Origin of the sequence: Cloacibacterium caeni (genome assembly GCF_907163125.1) — a bacterium.
In the GTDB taxonomy this organism is placed as follows: domain Bacteria; phylum Bacteroidota; class Bacteroidia; order Flavobacteriales; family Weeksellaceae; genus Cloacibacterium; species Cloacibacterium caeni_B.
In genome coordinates this window covers 907,959-923,556 of sequence record NZ_OU015319.1, presented here as the reverse complement: position 1 = coordinate 923,556, position 15,598 = coordinate 907,959, and the positions used below count along the sequence as shown (strand labels likewise).

Genomic DNA, 15,598 nt, shown 5'->3' with positions numbered 1-15,598 from the left:
TGCTAAAAATACGAGGATTTCGCATAGTATCAAAATACCCAATAGAAAAAGTAAACTGCAACTATTTGTAGAGAAAAAATTAAAAAATTCATCTAAAATAGAGTAGAATAGCATGAAAAATTACTAATATTATTTACATTTAACAGGCGATAAAACTCTTCCAGATTTAAAATCTACACTTTTATCATTCACAATAATCATAGTAGAATCGTTCTTTTGTTTCATAGCAGTAATTCCTTCGTAAAGTTTATTGTCTTTGGTCAAAAAGCTAACATCAATTAACAAATGCATTCCTTCAGAAAACATGTCGTAAGTTAATTTTAAGGTATCACCAGATTTTACACCATACACTTTTCCAGTAGAACCATCTTTTTCAAAATTATCGTAGCTCATTTTTCCTTTTACAGAATCTGTAGGATAAAGAGTGTAAGAAAGGTGTAAAGAATCTTTGCCAACAACAGAAAGATAGCAAAATTGCAAAGTATCTTTTTTCGGCTCAAAAGTTTCTGGATAATTCTGGTGAATGGTATCTTCAGGAATTATGGTATATGAAGATGTTTCTTTTTTATTACAAGAAACAAAAGAAATACTTATCAAAAGAATAACTATAAAATTTTTCATAATTTTTCTTGTAAAAGTATGGCGATAAACGATTTACAACTTTATAGAATTCTCATCAATGTTTATAAACATTCAATAGATTAAAAGAAATGAGAAGGTTAGAAAACTATAATTATATTGAAGTCGTAAAAAATGCAATTTAACATAATATAAATTATAGGAATTAATTAGAATATTATGTTTAGTCGTTTACAATTGTTCTGAATGTCAAATTTATTCTTGGCTCAATGATTTTAGCATTCGTATAAAGCTTGTGTTTCCAATAGATTTGAGTTTCATCTTTCATGATGAGTAATGAGCCTTTCTCAAGCATTAGTGAAATTTCTTCTTTGCTAAAATTATGTTTGAAACCAAATTTTCTTTCCGCTCCGAAACTTACAGATGCAATTGCAGAATGCTTGAGAATTTCTTTTTCGTTATCAGAATGCCAACTCATTGCTTCAGAACCATTGTGATAATAGTTCAATAAACATGCATTAAATTTTTCGCCTGAGATTTGTTCCACCGTAGATTTTATTTCTAAAATAAATTTTAGCCAATTGACATTCGTCGAATTTAAAAATTTCTCAGCGATTTTAGTTTTTCCCGAATATTTATAAGAAATTCCTTCATCTCCTAAAAAAGCAACTTTTCTTTTGGTAGTTATTTCTTTACCAAAAATTTTAACTACATCATGTTGCCAATTGATTTCATTGAGCAATTTAACATAATATATTTCACTTTGTTCTTCCGTGAAAATTTTTCCATAATAATGTACAGTGCCGTCTTTTGGTAAAAGATTATTCATTTGTTAGATGTTAGATTTCAGATTTGAGATTCTAGACTTTTTTAAAATTACACAATTTTATCAAATTCAAGATTAATTTAAAAATAAAAAAGCTCCTTTTTGGTAGTCATGGTCGGAAGAAAATTCCGGCCATTTTTTATGTTAAGTTTTAAAAACCTTGTCGGGATTTCCTCCAGCAAAAATGATTAATATAGCGGTAATCATATCCCGAATTTCCATTGCAATACGTCTTTTGGCGGTTTTGTATCCCAAATCGTTTACTTTTTTATAAATCAGAAGTAGCATAGAAGCAATCATGGTCATATAAATCATTACTTCGATTCCGTTTTTGTTCATTGATACCAAATGACTTAGATTGAGTTCCTGCTTTAGGAATCTAAAAAACACTTCAATATCCCAACGTTTTCTGTAATAATCTGCAATTTCTTTTGCCGAAAGTTCAAATTCATTGGTCAAAAACCAAAATTCTTTGTCTTTTTTTTCGTTTTTGATGACTACTAGTCGGAAACAAGTTTCTACTTTTTCTTCACGATGATGAATATTCCCACGTTTATTCAAAACTGGTTTTCCAGTGTAAAGCTTTACTTTGCTGTCTTTCATCACTTCCCAGTCATCCCATTTTTGAGATTTTTTTCCATCAAGAAAAGATTCTATTTCTTCAAATTTGCGGTTTTCTTTACTTCGGATAATGAATTTTACCGATTTTTCATCAAAATCTTTCATCACTCTTGTGGATTGCAAACCCCTGTCTATCACGTAAATATTCTCGTGATGTTCTTCTTTTTTTACTTGTTTCAGAATAGCTTCGGGAAGTGCGGCTTCCTCTGACGAATATTTTTGTCCAGTAAAGACTTCGACACCTGAAGGCAAAATTCCATCAAATGAAAAACTGAATTTCACCAGTTTCTTCCCACTTTTCTGGTCGATTCCTTCTTTGAGTTTGGCGCAGGTATCGGCAACAATGGTGCTGTCAACCCTGATTAGGTTGTACTTTTCGATTTCGGTCTTCGAATAAAGTTCAGAAAACCTTCCGTACATCTGCTCGTAAATTTCTTTAAAATAATTGGAATCGATTTTGGAAAGCCTTTCAGAGATAGAACTTCTGCGTACTTTTTCCTCTTCACCCAAACCAAACAAGGCTTTGAAACCACTGCTGTTAAAGGTGTCTTCTAAGGTTCTTTGGCTTAATTTTTCATTATCAAAAATACAAAATAAAAGCAAATAAAACATTTTCTTACCGTGAAGCACTTTGCTATAGTGGTCTACTTTAGAAGTTGCAGAAAGATGGGTTAAAAGCGCTTCGGGAATAAACTCCAAAACTTGCTTGAGGGAGATTTTGTGGTCTTTAAAAACTGACATAATTAATTGATTATCAGCTATAAAGATACGAAATTAAATTCAAATAAACAAGTTAAATAATTGATAATCAACCTGTTAAATCACTTCATCTTCACAACAAAAAAAAACAAAAAAGTCGGAAGAAAAATCTTCCGACCATGACTAGCTTTTCAGCGTCTTTTAAAATTTATTTTTTTAAACATTTTTCTAAGAATTGGTCTTGTTCCCAAAGCAAATGTAAGATGTTTTCTTTAGCAACATAACCGTGAGCTTCTTTAGGTAAAATCACCATTCTGGCAGGTGCTCCCAAGTTTTTCAACGCTTGGAAATAACGTTCTGTTTGCAGTGTGAATGTACCAGGATTGTTATCTGCTTCACCATGAACTAAAAGCATTGGTTTTTTCATTTTATTAGCGTTCATAAATGGCGACATTCCGTTGTAGATTTCTGGAACATCCCAATAATTACGCTGTTCACTTTGGAAACCAAAAGGTGTCAAAGTTCTGTTATAAGCGCCACTTCTTGCAATTCCGCATGCAAAATCATTAGAATGCGTCAATAAATTAGCCGTCATAAACGCTCCATAAGAATGTCCACCCACTGCTACTCTATTTCTATCAATATAACCTAATTGGTCTACTGCATCAATTGCCGCTTTTCCATTCGCAACCAATTGTGGAATAAAAGTATCATTCGGTTCTGTAGTTCCTTCCCCAATAATTGGGAAACTTGCATCATCTAAAACCGCATAACCTTTAGTCACCCAATAAATAAACGAACCATAACTTGGGAAAGTAAATTCGTTCGGGTTTGCTGTGTTTTGTCCAGCAGTTGCTTTATCTTTAAATTCTTCTGGATAAGCCCAAACTAAAAGTGGTAATTTTGGTTTCTTTTTGAAATCATAATTTGCTGGTAGATAAAGTGTTCCTTTTAGCTCTACTCCATCATTTCTTTTGTATTTAATGACTTCTTTATGAATAGTAGAAATACTCGCAAAAGGATTGGCAAACTGAGTTACCGCATCTGCTTTGTTGTTTTTAATATTTCTAACATAATAATTAGGATATTGATTTTTAGACTGTTGCGTTACTAAAACCGTTCCTTTATTGGCATCAATAATGTCAATAATATCTTCTTTTACATTGGGTGTTTTAGAAGTGTATAATCTTTTGGTTTGGAATGTTTTAAAATCAAACTCATCAATGAAAGGAAACTGACCGTCCTTAGTAAATCCATCACCAATTAAGTGTGCTTTTCCGTTTTTTATGGAAATTACATATTGTCCGAATTCATTTTTATCGGTTTGGAAATTTCCTGGATCTGCATAAACATCTTGTGAATTTCTATCGGCAATTTCTTTAGATTCTCCAGTTTTTGGATTTAGGAAATAGGTTTTGGTAGAACGAGTATCATACCAAGAATCATACGCTACAGCATTTTCTTCGTTCCCAAATTGAATTCCTGCAAATCTTTGTTTGGTTTTCATCAAAGATTTAGGTTCTGCAGAAAAAGGTGCATCCCAAGTAAAAATTTCGTCTCTAAATTCTGCTTTTTTGCTTTGATCACCACCATCTAGAGCTTCTACAAAATATAAACTTGCAGGTTTATCTGCTCTCCAAGACATATTTCTTTTTCCTGTTCTAACTGATGAAAAACCTTTTGGCATAATTTCATTCAATGGAACATCATTTACGGTTTTTACTAAATTTCCTTGTAAATCAAAAACTTGAGCAGTCATAGGGAATCTAGAAAGCGGAACGATGTATGAAAACGGTTTTTTGATGGTAGAAATCATCACATAATTTCCGTCTGGCGAAAGTTGAATTCCTGCATAAATATCAGCAGATTTGTAAGGAGTTTCTGCTCCATCAAGATTCATTTTTACCAGTTCTGCTCTGGTTAAAGTCTCAAAATTGGCTTCATCCATAGGATTTTTTAACAAATCTTGATACGTTCTGTTTTGTGAAACTTTTCCGTCTGCATTAGAAACAATTGGTCCAGTTGGAAGATTTTTCTTCTCATTTAAAAGAGCTGGTCTATTTGCAGGAAGTTTTCTTACGATTAATTCCTGAGAGTTTTTCAGCCAAACAAACGGAGAACCTAAATTTGCATTGAGATTATCATTTGAGATTTTCTTTGCAGTTCTGGTTTCTAAATCTAAAATCCAAAGTTCTACTCCTTTTTCTGTAGTATTGGTAAATGCTAATTTTTTTTCGTCTGGAGACCAAGAAAGATTGGTAATTTTTGGATTCTGAGGCAATCCAATTACTTGTGTTTCTTGCTTTTCGTTGAATTTTCTAACTTTTAAATTACTAATATACGTAACAGAACTCGAAATATTGGTTACAGGATTTACACGTAAACCTGCCAATTTCATTTCTTCTTGGTTAAGGTCGTCTAACGTTTTATAAGTAGGTCTGTAAGAAAAAACCATCCAGTCTTTTTTGCTGTTCATAGAAACAGAAGGTGTTCTTTGGAAATCAGCGAGTTGAAGAATTTCAGCGGAAGGTTTTTGGTAGGTAATATTTTCTTGCGAAAATCCACAAATGGATAAAGCGAGAAATAAAACAGAAATTTTGATAGATCTCATATTTTTCAAATTATAGATTATAAATTTTAGATTCTAAATCTTAATGATTAGTGGTTTTATTGAAGGGAAAGTTACAATTTTTCCTGAAATTTCTGAAGATTTCTGCATTTGCGCTAACGATGGAAGCGGCATCCTTTTTTAAATTTTTTCCTCACTGACTCTCCTAAAAGAGAGAACCAAAATTTAAAAAAGATACAGCGGACAGCGTGTTAAAGCGCCAAAAAACACCCCGTCATTCAGAAAATCTGAATGCCACTCCTCTAAAAGAGGGGAACAAAAAAGACGCTAGAAGCGCCTTTAAATTTATTTTCGATTGATCATTCTGTCGATGGAAATACTTCCGGGACCGGCTACAAATATTAAAATGTAGTGGAATAAATAGAGCAATGCCATTTCTTGTTTGGCAAAAGGATCGTTTCCATGAACGATGAAAACAGCTACTAACATCGTGATAATGAGAGGAATAGAAACGAATCTGGTAAAAAGTCCTAAAATTAAGAAAAGTGAACAAAGAACTTCTGCAAGAACTGCTAAAACGAGGGATGTTTTGCTGCCGATTCCGAAGAAATTAATAAAATCATGACTTCCTCCGAGAAGTTGCATGAGTTTCGGAAATCCATGAGTGAGCATTCCTAATCCTACAAAAATTCTAATGGCTAATAACGCCCAATCTAACAAGGTTTTATTATAACCAATAGTATTCAAATTTTTCATTTTCTCTTATTATTTATTTTTTAGCTAACCAAAAATAAAAAATAAACCCAAATCACGCAGTTGAAATTTTTTGAGATAAGTCTATGGGGTAATCCCAAATTCCGACGAACCATTTTCTGCGTTTTTTGGTGAGTGCAATCTTCAGTTTGAGTGTGTCACCTACTTTTTCAAAATAAGCTCCAATAGCAAAGGTTCTATATCGTAGTGTAGATAATGTTTTCTGCGTTTTTTCCTGAAGAACAAACAGTCTGAAAATTGACATCAGATTATAAGCAATCATCGAAAATATAAGTGCAGCTTCTGTAGGGAAAAAGCCTTTAAGGTTAAAACTTTCGGCTCCAAAATCTGCCTTTAATTCCTTGATTCGATTCTCTGCATCGCCTCTGTTTCGGTACGTTCTCCAAACATCTGTTGCCGATTGTTCTTGGTTGGTAATATAGGCTGAATAGCGATAATTTCTATGGATTTCATCTTCCGGAAACAGGCTTAATATTCGGCCTGCCGCATTCGGTCGTTGTGCTATTTTTTGCCTTACAATGACTATCCTTCTTGGCTTTTCCCAGTTTTTTGCTTGATAATATTTGTCGCAAATTTCGATGCCCTCATCAACTTTTATCCAAAAATCTTGCCGGTCTATCAAGTGTTGAATGGGGTGAGTAAATTTTGCAGCGATGATGTATTGGAGTGTTTTTAATTCAAGATAATCCATAATGTCTTTCTGGAAAAAACCACTATCCAAACGAACTAATCCTACTTTCTTATCCCCAAAATTTAAGAGTGTTTCTTCTAAAAATCCTACAAAATTATTTGCCGAAGAAGTATTGCCGCTCCTGAGCCAAAAATTAGCGACCATCTTTACATCGTTCACAAATGCAATGATAGGATGATGGCTGTTTCTTCCTTTTTTCTTAGGATTGTAGCCTTTTTTTGCTCCCTCTTGCTCTCCGTATCGAGTAATTACAGATGAATCAATGTCTAACGTAAAATAATTGAGGTTCAAATTCTGAAAAAACCAACTGAAAAAATGATGCCCAACTTGCTGGTTGATGTGTTGTGTAAACTTGCCAAAATAGCGTTTATATGCGTCCTGAGCAGGGGTTTTCCGCCAGTCAAATATTTCCCCAAGAGCCTTATCTGCACGGGTAATTTCTGTGTGCAAAAAACGATTGGCGCCACACCAAATACTCGTAATAAAAGATTCAAGCAAAACTTCTTTTTTATAAGAATTATTGGAAAGTGACACAGGTAAAGATTCGCATTTTTCAATTTGCTCTCTAAAGCCGATTTTGTCCAACATTTGCTTTAAAAACACCATGCCTCCCCAAGGCGTAATCTCTTTATTGGTAAAGGATAGCTCGAATTTCATCGCTTATTTTTTTCTACTGCTACGCAGTTGGATATTAGAATACTAAAATACTCTTTTTTTTCTATTGCGGAATTTGGGATAAATTTAAATAAACTGTATTTAATGATATTAAGAAAATGTTTTTTTAATACAAAAAAAACTCAACCAAAAAGATTGAGTTTTTATTTTATCTGTAACCGAAATTCTTAAGGTCTCTTTCGTTTTTACGCCAATCTTTTTTGACTTTTACAAAAAGATTAAGGTGGATTTTCTTATCAAAAAATTTCTCCAAATCTATTCTGGCTTCGGTTCCCACTTTTTTGATGGCTTCACCTTTGTGACCGATGAGAATTCCTTTTTGGGTGTCTCTTTCTACGTAAATAATAGAGTCTATAAAGATAATTCCTTCTTTTTCTTTGAACATTTCTGTTACCACTTCTACAGAATATGGAATTTCTTTATCGTAATTCAACAAGATTTTTTCTCTGATATTCTCATTTACGAAGAAACGTTCAGATTTATCTGTGTATTGGTCTTTGTCGTAATAAGGCGGATTTTCTGGCAATAAAGCTTTTAATTTTGGCAAAATTAAATCGGTATTAAAACCTTCTAAAGCCGAAATCGGTAAAATTTCTGCTTTTTCAATTTTACTATGCCAATACTCTACTTTTTCGAGCATCGCTTCTTGATTAGAAATGTCTATTTTATTGAGTAAAATAAGGACTGGAACTGGAATTTTGTTCAGTTTATCTACCAAAAATTCATTCGGTTCTTCTTTATCATTAACATCTACGATAAACAAGAAAACGTCTGCATCTTGTAAAGAATCTTTTACAAAATCCATCATTTTTTCCTGCAATTCGTATTTAGGTTCTAGAACTCCTGGAGTATCAGAAAATACGATTTGTAGGTCTTCTTCATTATAAATTCCGAAAATACGGTGTCTTGTTGTCTGTGCTTTTTGGGTCACAATCGCCAGTTTCTCACCCATCAATTGATTGAGCAAGGTAGATTTTCCTGCGTTTGGTTTCCCAACTATATTTACAAATCCTGCTTTGTGCATTTGTTTTACTTAAAATTAAAGGGTTAAAAGATTTAAAATTTCTTTTTTGCAAAGGTAAGGAAAATAGAATTGGGAAATAATTAAAACGAAAAAATTGTCATTCCCTATAAATCTTTGAAACATTGCGTTCCTACGGAACGCTTTTTTCTGTTATTATTAATTTCTAAACACCTATCGTTCCTACGGAACGAGAATTATTTAAAAATTTCGAAAATTTACAATTTGTAAGAATTTAAAATTACTTTCTTACCACAGGTAAAATTTCGGTTACGTTTAATCCGAATCTTTTTTGTTCTTCTTTAGAAAATTTTTGAGAATAGAAATTAATATCTACTGAAAATCCTACTGATTTTAACCTTTCGAAATAATCCATTCCATACCAACGAACATGATCGTATTGCCCGAAATGTTTTTGGCGTTCTTTTGGGTCTGTTATGGTAAAATCTTCGTAAGTTTTCCCTAGAGAATTTTTCATGGGAACTTGCAGAATTCCCCAACCTCCTTTTTTCATCACTCTATAGAGTTCACTCATCGCTTTTTTGTCGTCTATAATATGTTCTAGAACGTGATTACAGAAAATGACATCAAAACTTTCATCTTCAAAAGTCAAATCTAGAATGTCTGCTTTTACATCTACAATTGGTGAGAATAAATCTGCCGAAGTATAATCTAAATTCTTCATTTTCTTGAATTTTCTCAAGAATTCTTGCTCTGGAGCAATGTGAAGCACTTTATAATTTTGAGTAAAAAAATCGGTTTCATTTTTTAGATACAACCACATTTGACGATGACGCTCTAAACTCAAAGTTCCGGGAGAAAGTGCATTTTCACGTTGTTTTCCGTAACCATAAGGTAAAAACTTACGGTAGGATTTCCCGTCAATCGGGTCGGTAAATTTATTTCCTTTGAAAAAAAGATAGATTAAAGGGCGAAGAAAAATGCTTAGGTTGATAAGCATTGGTCTTGGAATTTTATTCAATAAAAATGATGCGAGTTTCTTCATATAATTTCTAAACCAAATTTAAAAAAATATTTTTCATTTTTTTAAATAAATTTTGGAGTATCTATACATAAAAAAAACGGACAAAAGCCCGTTTTAATTGATATTCATATTTTCTAAAAATCCATTGTAAATAGTTCTTCTTCATTACTGGTAATTCCTAGTGCTTCGTAAATATATTTAAAAGTAGAAAGCAAAACTGGTTTTCCATTAATCACTGCAACATCATGTTCAAAATGTGCAGAAGGTGTTTTGTCTAATGAAGTCACCGTCCATCCATCTTTGTGGAATTTTACCTGATGTGTTCCCAAATTAACCATAGGTTCTATGGCGACAACTAGACCATCTTTGATGACTTTTCCGCTGCCTTTTCTTCCGTAATTAGGAACTTGAGGATCTTCGTGCATGGTTCTTCCCAAACCGTGACCTACCAATTCTCTTACCACTCCATAACCATGTTTTTCGCAGTGCGTCTGAATGGCGTTTGAAATATCTCCTATTCTTTTTCCGCGAACACATTGTTCTATTCCTTTGTAAAGTGATTCTTTGGTTACTTGAAGTAATTTTTTGGTTTCTGGAGCTACTTCTCCTACTTCGAATGAATAAGCATGGTCACCATAAAAACCGTTCATGTAAACCCCACAATCTACAGAAAGAATGTCTCCTTCTTCCAACGGAATATCTTTTGGAATCCCATGAACTACCTCTTCATTGGGAGAAATACACAGGGAATTGGGGAAACCATACATTCCTAAAAATGCAGGTTCACCGCCATGATCTTTAATAAAATCATGAGCTAATTTATCCAAATGTAATGTGGTAACTCCTGGCTTAATTTCTGCTGCAATCATTCCTAAAGTTTTAGAAACGAGCTGTGCACTTTCGCGCATTAAATGGAGTTCTTCTATTGTTTTAAGTATAATCATTTTATTTAAAGAGCCATGGCAAAAGTAAAAAGAGCCATGTATTATTAATATTTATAGTTTAGTATTGTTTATAATGGAAGCTAAAATATTTTTAAGTTCTTTACTCTCCTGTATAAGAGATTCTAACTGTTCATTTTCTGACCTTTCTAAAGCTTTAATTACTCTTAACCAATAATTGGACTCTCTAGCTTCTCGAAGAGATATTCTTACTTTATTTTTAAAATCAGCTTTAGAAGATCCAGCTTGTGATTCTTCATAATTAGCACCAATTGAAGTTGACGATTTTGTTAACTGTAATTTTATTACATTATATTCAAAATCATGAGGTAAAGTTCTTAAGAAAATAATGCAGTTTACCCCAAATTTAAAAGTTCTATCTAACAGATTATTATTTTGCATACATTAGATTTTAAAACTTGTGTCTTTTTACTTTTTACTTGGGTCTTTTACTTTTACCAAAATAAACCTCTTTTCTTTTCTTTTTTCATTTTAGAATAAGCTAAAACCTCGCCTCCTTCTACTCTGAATTCTATTCTTTCGGTGATGATATTATAGATTTCTCCCCAACCAGGAAAACCGCCTAAATTTCTATCATCTATAAATAAATCTGCATCTATTTTTCTGGATTGAGTTTCATCATCAAAGATTTCACCTTCGAAACTAGAGTTTACGGCGTAAAATTCTACTCCATTTTTTCTACAAAATTCTACCGCTTCTTCTAAAGACTTGCCATGTCTATAAGTCCAAAGAATTAATCTATAACCTTCTGATTGTAATTTTTTAAGGGTTTCAAAAGCAAAAATTTTAGGTTTTCCAATTGATGGATAAGCATCCTCTACAATAGTCCCATCAAAGTCTATAGCTAATTTTTTACTACTTAACATATTATATCGTTTGAATTTTTGGACAAATATATGAAATTAAAAAAGGCTATTAATAAGCCTTTTTTTAAATATTATTTTCTTTTTGTAAAAGTCTGTTTAATTTAAGAGACTAAAACTTCTCCTGTCATAATTTCAGGAATTTCTACGCCCATCACTTTTAAAATAGATGGCGCTACATCTCCTAATTTGCCAGGTTTTAAATTCCAAGTTTGGTCTTTATCCATCACAATTAGCGGAACTAAATTAGTAGAGTGTTGTGTGTTAGGACTTCCATCAGGATTAATCATATAATCAGAATTTCCGTGATCTGCCAAAATGAAAACAGCATAACCATGTTCATAAGCTGTAGTTGCTACTGCTTCTATACATTTGTCTACCGCTTCACAAGCTTTTACAGCCGCTTCGAAAACTCCAGTATGACCTACCATATCTGCATTAGCAAAATTTAGACAAATGAAATCTGCAGATTCTTTTTCTAATTCTGGTAAAATAGCATCTCTGATATCAAAAGCAGACATTTCTGGTTTTAAATCATAGGTTGCAACATCTTTTGGACTCGGACAAAGCAATCTTCTCTCTCCTACATATTCTTTTTCTCTACCTCCAGAAAAGAAGAACGTAACGTGAGGATATTTCTCTGTTTCAGCAATTCTGATTTGAGTTCTACCTGCTCTTTCTAGAACTTCGCCCATTGTTTCTTGTAAAACTTCTTCATCAAAGATAACTTTTACATTTTGGAAACTTTCGTCATAATTGGTTAAAGTCACATAGTAAAGATTCAATTTTTTCATTCCAAAATCTGGGAAGTCTTGTTGAGAGAGCACTTCTGTAATTTCTCTACCTCTATCTGTTCTGAAATTGAAACAGAATACTACATCATTTTCCTCAATTTTAGCAGTAGGAAGATTATTATTTTCTGAAACGATAATTGGTTTTAAAAACTCATCAGTAACTCCTTCTGCATAAGATTTTTCAATCGCTTCTACAGGATTTTTGGTGATTTCTCCTACTCCATTTACCATTGCATCATAAGCTAATTTCACACGCTCCCATCTCTTATCTCTATCCATTGCAAAATATCTTCCTACTACGGTTGCTAATTTCCCTGTAGAGATTTTCATGTGATTTTGTAAATCTTGTATGAAACCTTTTCCAGACATAGGGTCACAATCTCTACCGTCTGTAAATGCGTGTACGTAAACATTTTCTGTCAATCCAAATTCTTGAGCAGCAGTTAATAAACCTTTCAAGTGATTGATATGAGAGTGAACTCCACCATCTGAAACCAAACCGATAAAATGTACTTTTTTATGATTTAATTTCGCATATTCGAAAGCCATTTGAATTCCTGGCTCTAATCCTAGAGTATTTTTTTCTACCGCCATATTCAGTTTTACCAAATTTTGGTAAACTACTCTTCCTGCGCCTAAATTCATGTGTCCTACTTCAGAATTTCCCATTTGTCCTGCTGGTAAACCTACTGCAAGTCCAGAAGCTTCTAGCGTGGTATGTGGAAATTTTGTATAACAAGAATCTATAAAAGGTGTGTTTGCTTGGTAAATTGCAGACACTTTATTATCCGTTCCTAAACCCCATCCATCAAGAATGGCAAGTATTGCTTTTTTAGCCATTTTAGTATTTTTTTTTAATGATGCAAATTTACGAAAAATATAGGCATAGAATAATTCTTTTTAAAGGCGACATTTATCAGTATTTAAAATATTTTTAAAGATTAATTTTTCTGTTATCAGTTAATTTGTAACTTTACACTCCTTTTTTTGAAACAGTAATATGGATTTAAGAGACCAATTAAAAAACCTTTTCCCAGAACACGAGGAGCAAGATTTTGAAATGCCAGAAGAAAAATTTGAGCAGAAGAATCCTCTTATCTGTAAATTCGAAAAAAAAGGTAGAAATGGTAAACCTGTGACTTTAATAGAAGGTTTCGAAGGAACAGAAGAAGAACTGAAACAAATTTCTAAAAAAATAAAAACCACTCTAGGAATTGGCGGCTCAGAAAAAGACGGAATTATCGTGATACAAGGAGATAATCGTGATAAAATCATGAAAATTCTTCAAGATATGGGCTATAAAACCAAAAGAGTTGGAGGATAAAAAAGCAATCAGCAGTCAGCAATTGGCTTTCTGCAATTAAAATGAATATTAACAAATTTGGCTGAATGCAGATTGCTGAAAGCCGAAAGCAAATAAAATTATAATTATGCTAAATAAACTTGCTGCTTCAGAATTGGTTTTAAATCCAGACGGAAGCGTTTATCACCTTAATCTTCAACCAGAAGATATTGCAGAGAAAATTCTATTAGTAGGCGATCCAGATAGAGTGCCAAAAGTTTCTCAATATTTTGATACAATTGAAATTCAAAAAAATAAAAGAGAATTCTACACGCATACTGGAACTTTAAGAGGAGAAAGAATTACGGTAATGTCTACCGGAATTGGTACAGAAAACATCGACATCGTGATGAACGAGCTGGATGCTTTGGTGAATATTGATTTAAAAGAAAAAGAATTCAAATCAGAACATACTGCGCTTCAATTATTCAGACTCGGAACTTGTGGTTCTGTAAATCCTGATGTAGAAGTAGATAACATGTTGGTTTCTCAAAACGTTGTTGGTTTAGATGGATTAATGCATTTTTACCAAGATTATGAGTTCGAAAATGAGTTTTCTAGAAATTTCATGGAAAAATTCCCATACGAAAGAATTAAGCCAATGCTTTATTTTTCTGAATGGACAGAATCTCAGTACGATTACTTCAAAGATGCTAAATACGTAGGAAATACTGCTACTTTCCCTGGTTTCTATGCGCCACAAGGAAGACAATTGCGTCTAAAAGCTGTAGATGATAAATTTTTAGAAACACTTAATGATTTAGGCGTTACTAATTTCGAAATGGAAACTTCTGCGATTTATGGTTTGTCTAAACTTTTAGGACACAAAGCAGTTACCATTAATAACGTAATTGCGAATAGAAGACGCGGAGAGTTTTCTGCTGATCATCATCAATCAGAAAAAAATATGATTGAATGGGTATTAGAAAGAGTTATCAAATAATTAAGAATCTCTAACTTTATAAATAAAAAACCAGCTAAAAATTAGCTGGTTTTTATTTTTTGAGAAATTTTTTATTGGGTTTTAATCCAACAGTCTTCTACGTGATCATTCACCATTCCTGTGGCTTGCATATGTGCATAAACTACGGTAGAACCCATAAATTTAAAACCCCGTTTCTTTAAGTCTTTGGCAAGAGCATCAGAAATTTCGGTAGTTGCGGGAACTTCTTTCAAGGTTTTAGGACGATTGATAATCGGTTCATGATTTACAAAACCCCAAATATATTTACTGAAAGAACCAAATTCCTTTTGAACTTCCATAAATTTTTGAGCATTATTAATCGTGGCGAGAATTTTCAGTCTATTTCTTATAATTCCAGTATTTTGGATGAGTTCTTCTACTTTCTCCTCAGAATATTGTGCGATTTTTTGATAATCAAAATGATCAAAAGCTGCTCTGAAGTTCTCTCTTTTGGCTAAAATGGTATACCAACTTAAACCAGCCTGAAAACTCTCTAAAATCAGAAATTCAAAAATTGTGTCATCGTCATATATAGGTTTTCCCCATTCTTGATCATGGTAATTGCGGTATAAATCGTCTTTTTCGCACCATGCGCATCTTACTACTTCCATATTATAGATAGTATTGATAATTAATATTTTACGTTAAAAAATTTAATAAAATTTTATCAATTGATTAACAAAATCTTGTGAAATTAGTGAGTAAATTTGTTATGTAAAAATTCACAAAATCTAGGTAAAGATACAACCTTCCTAATAATAGTTATTCATAAAAAATCAAATTTTTGTTGCAAAGAACCTCTGATAATTTTCGGAGTTCTTTCTTTTTAACGATATAACAATTCTTCATAATTCTGTAAGACCTTCCGTGTTTAATAATTCTACATTTGCTTTACTAACCAATCAAAATATATTATTATGGACACGAACAAACCATTAGACAATGCTTCTGATAGATTAGACGAAGCAAGAGACAGAACAGTAAACTCTGTACAAAATACAGCAGAAAACATGTCAGAAAGAGCAGAAAATTTTGCAGATGATGTAAAAGATACTGCAGAAAATGCTTGGGAAAAAACCAAAGATGTTGCCAATGACATTTGGGAGAAAACCAAAGATGTCGCTGAAAACGTTAAGGATAAAACCGAAGACATGATAGACGATGTAAAAGACGAATACAGAGCCAGAACCCATTAATTTTTATTCATTATTTTGATTTAGAATCCCGAAAAAT

16 protein-coding genes are annotated in these 15,598 nt (G+C 32.6%); 3 read left to right on the top strand and 13 right to left on the bottom strand.

From position 1 onward, the window contains the following. Window positions 1-129 precede the first annotated feature (129 nt). The 12 genes from KKQ79_RS04220 to gpmI all read right to left on the bottom strand — a co-directional run bounded on the left by KKQ79_RS04220 (window position 130) and on the right by gpmI (window position 12,899). On the bottom strand, window positions 130-621 hold the full coding sequence (locus KKQ79_RS04220) for a hypothetical protein (protein WP_213189120.1): 492 nt from the start codon (window positions 619-621) through the stop codon (window positions 130-132). Window positions 622-802: 181 nt separating this feature from the next. Then, window positions 803-1,408, bottom strand: coding sequence for an alpha-ketoglutarate-dependent dioxygenase AlkB family protein (locus KKQ79_RS04215; RefSeq protein WP_213189119.1), 606 nt, complete (start codon window positions 1,406-1,408; stop codon window positions 803-805). Between the two features lie 141 nt (window positions 1,409-1,549). Then, window positions 1,550-2,767, bottom strand: coding sequence for an IS4 family transposase (locus KKQ79_RS04210; RefSeq protein WP_213188435.1), 1,218 nt, complete (start codon window positions 2,765-2,767; stop codon window positions 1,550-1,552). Between the two features lie 166 nt (window positions 2,768-2,933). Then, complete coding sequence (locus KKQ79_RS04205; protein WP_213189118.1) at window positions 2,934-5,336, bottom strand: alpha/beta hydrolase family protein; 2,403 nt, start codon at window positions 5,334-5,336, stop codon at window positions 2,934-2,936. Window positions 5,337-5,639: 303 nt separating this feature from the next. After that, window positions 5,640-6,050, bottom strand: coding sequence for a DoxX family protein (locus KKQ79_RS04200; protein WP_213189117.1), 411 nt, complete (start codon window positions 6,048-6,050; stop codon window positions 5,640-5,642). Window positions 6,051-6,102: 52 nt separating this feature from the next. Beyond that, window positions 6,103-7,416 (bottom strand): IS1380 family transposase, encoded by a 1,314-nt coding sequence (locus KKQ79_RS04195; RefSeq protein ID WP_213189116.1) that lies wholly within the window; start codon window positions 7,414-7,416, stop codon window positions 6,103-6,105. A 166-nt stretch (window positions 7,417-7,582) separates the two neighbouring features. Beyond that, window positions 7,583-8,458, bottom strand: a complete 876-nt coding sequence (era, locus tag KKQ79_RS04190; RefSeq protein WP_213189115.1) for a GTPase Era — start codon at window positions 8,456-8,458, stop codon at window positions 7,583-7,585. Between the two features lie 238 nt (window positions 8,459-8,696). Further along, window positions 8,697-9,461 (bottom strand): class I SAM-dependent methyltransferase, encoded by a 765-nt coding sequence (locus KKQ79_RS04185; protein ID WP_213189114.1) that lies wholly within the window; start codon window positions 9,459-9,461, stop codon window positions 8,697-8,699. Between the two features lie 113 nt (window positions 9,462-9,574). Continuing rightward, on the bottom strand, window positions 9,575-10,384 hold the full coding sequence (gene map / locus KKQ79_RS04180; RefSeq protein WP_213189113.1) for a type I methionyl aminopeptidase: 810 nt from the start codon (window positions 10,382-10,384) through the stop codon (window positions 9,575-9,577). A 51-nt stretch (window positions 10,385-10,435) separates the two neighbouring features. Beyond that, complete coding sequence (locus tag KKQ79_RS04175) at window positions 10,436-10,783, bottom strand: four helix bundle protein (protein WP_213189112.1); 348 nt, start codon at window positions 10,781-10,783, stop codon at window positions 10,436-10,438. A gap of 53 nt (window positions 10,784-10,836) precedes the next feature. Continuing rightward, window positions 10,837-11,268, bottom strand: a complete 432-nt coding sequence (locus tag KKQ79_RS04170; protein ID WP_104794096.1) for a BT0820 family HAD-type phosphatase — start codon at window positions 11,266-11,268, stop codon at window positions 10,837-10,839. 101 nt (window positions 11,269-11,369) lie between these two features. Further along, on the bottom strand, window positions 11,370-12,899 hold the full coding sequence (gene gpmI / locus KKQ79_RS04165; protein WP_213189111.1) for a 2,3-bisphosphoglycerate-independent phosphoglycerate mutase: 1,530 nt from the start codon (window positions 12,897-12,899) through the stop codon (window positions 11,370-11,372). Window positions 12,900-13,059: 160 nt separating this feature from the next. On the opposite strand from gpmI, the gene KKQ79_RS04160 reads away from it, so the two are divergent. Both KKQ79_RS04160 and KKQ79_RS04155 read left to right on the top strand, forming a co-directional pair. Then, entirely contained in the window at window positions 13,060-13,383 is a 324-nt protein-coding gene (locus tag KKQ79_RS04160; RefSeq protein WP_069797522.1) for a translation initiation factor, read from the top strand. Between the two features lie 106 nt (window positions 13,384-13,489). Beyond that, entirely contained in the window at window positions 13,490-14,344 is an 855-nt protein-coding gene (locus KKQ79_RS04155; protein WP_104794098.1) for a nucleoside phosphorylase, read from the top strand. A 71-nt stretch (window positions 14,345-14,415) separates the two neighbouring features. Here the strand turns inward: KKQ79_RS04155 and KKQ79_RS04150 are convergent, their stop codons facing one another. Beyond that, on the bottom strand, window positions 14,416-14,976 hold the full coding sequence (locus KKQ79_RS04150) for a DNA-3-methyladenine glycosylase I (RefSeq protein ID WP_213189110.1): 561 nt from the start codon (window positions 14,974-14,976) through the stop codon (window positions 14,416-14,418). 306 nt (window positions 14,977-15,282) lie between these two features. Here KKQ79_RS04150 and KKQ79_RS04145 point away from each other — a divergent pair, with 306 nt between their 5' ends. Beyond that, a complete protein-coding gene (locus KKQ79_RS04145) occupies window positions 15,283-15,561 on the top strand; it encodes a hypothetical protein (protein WP_213189109.1) in 279 nt (92 codons plus the stop codon). Window positions 15,562-15,598: the final 37 nt, after the last annotated feature.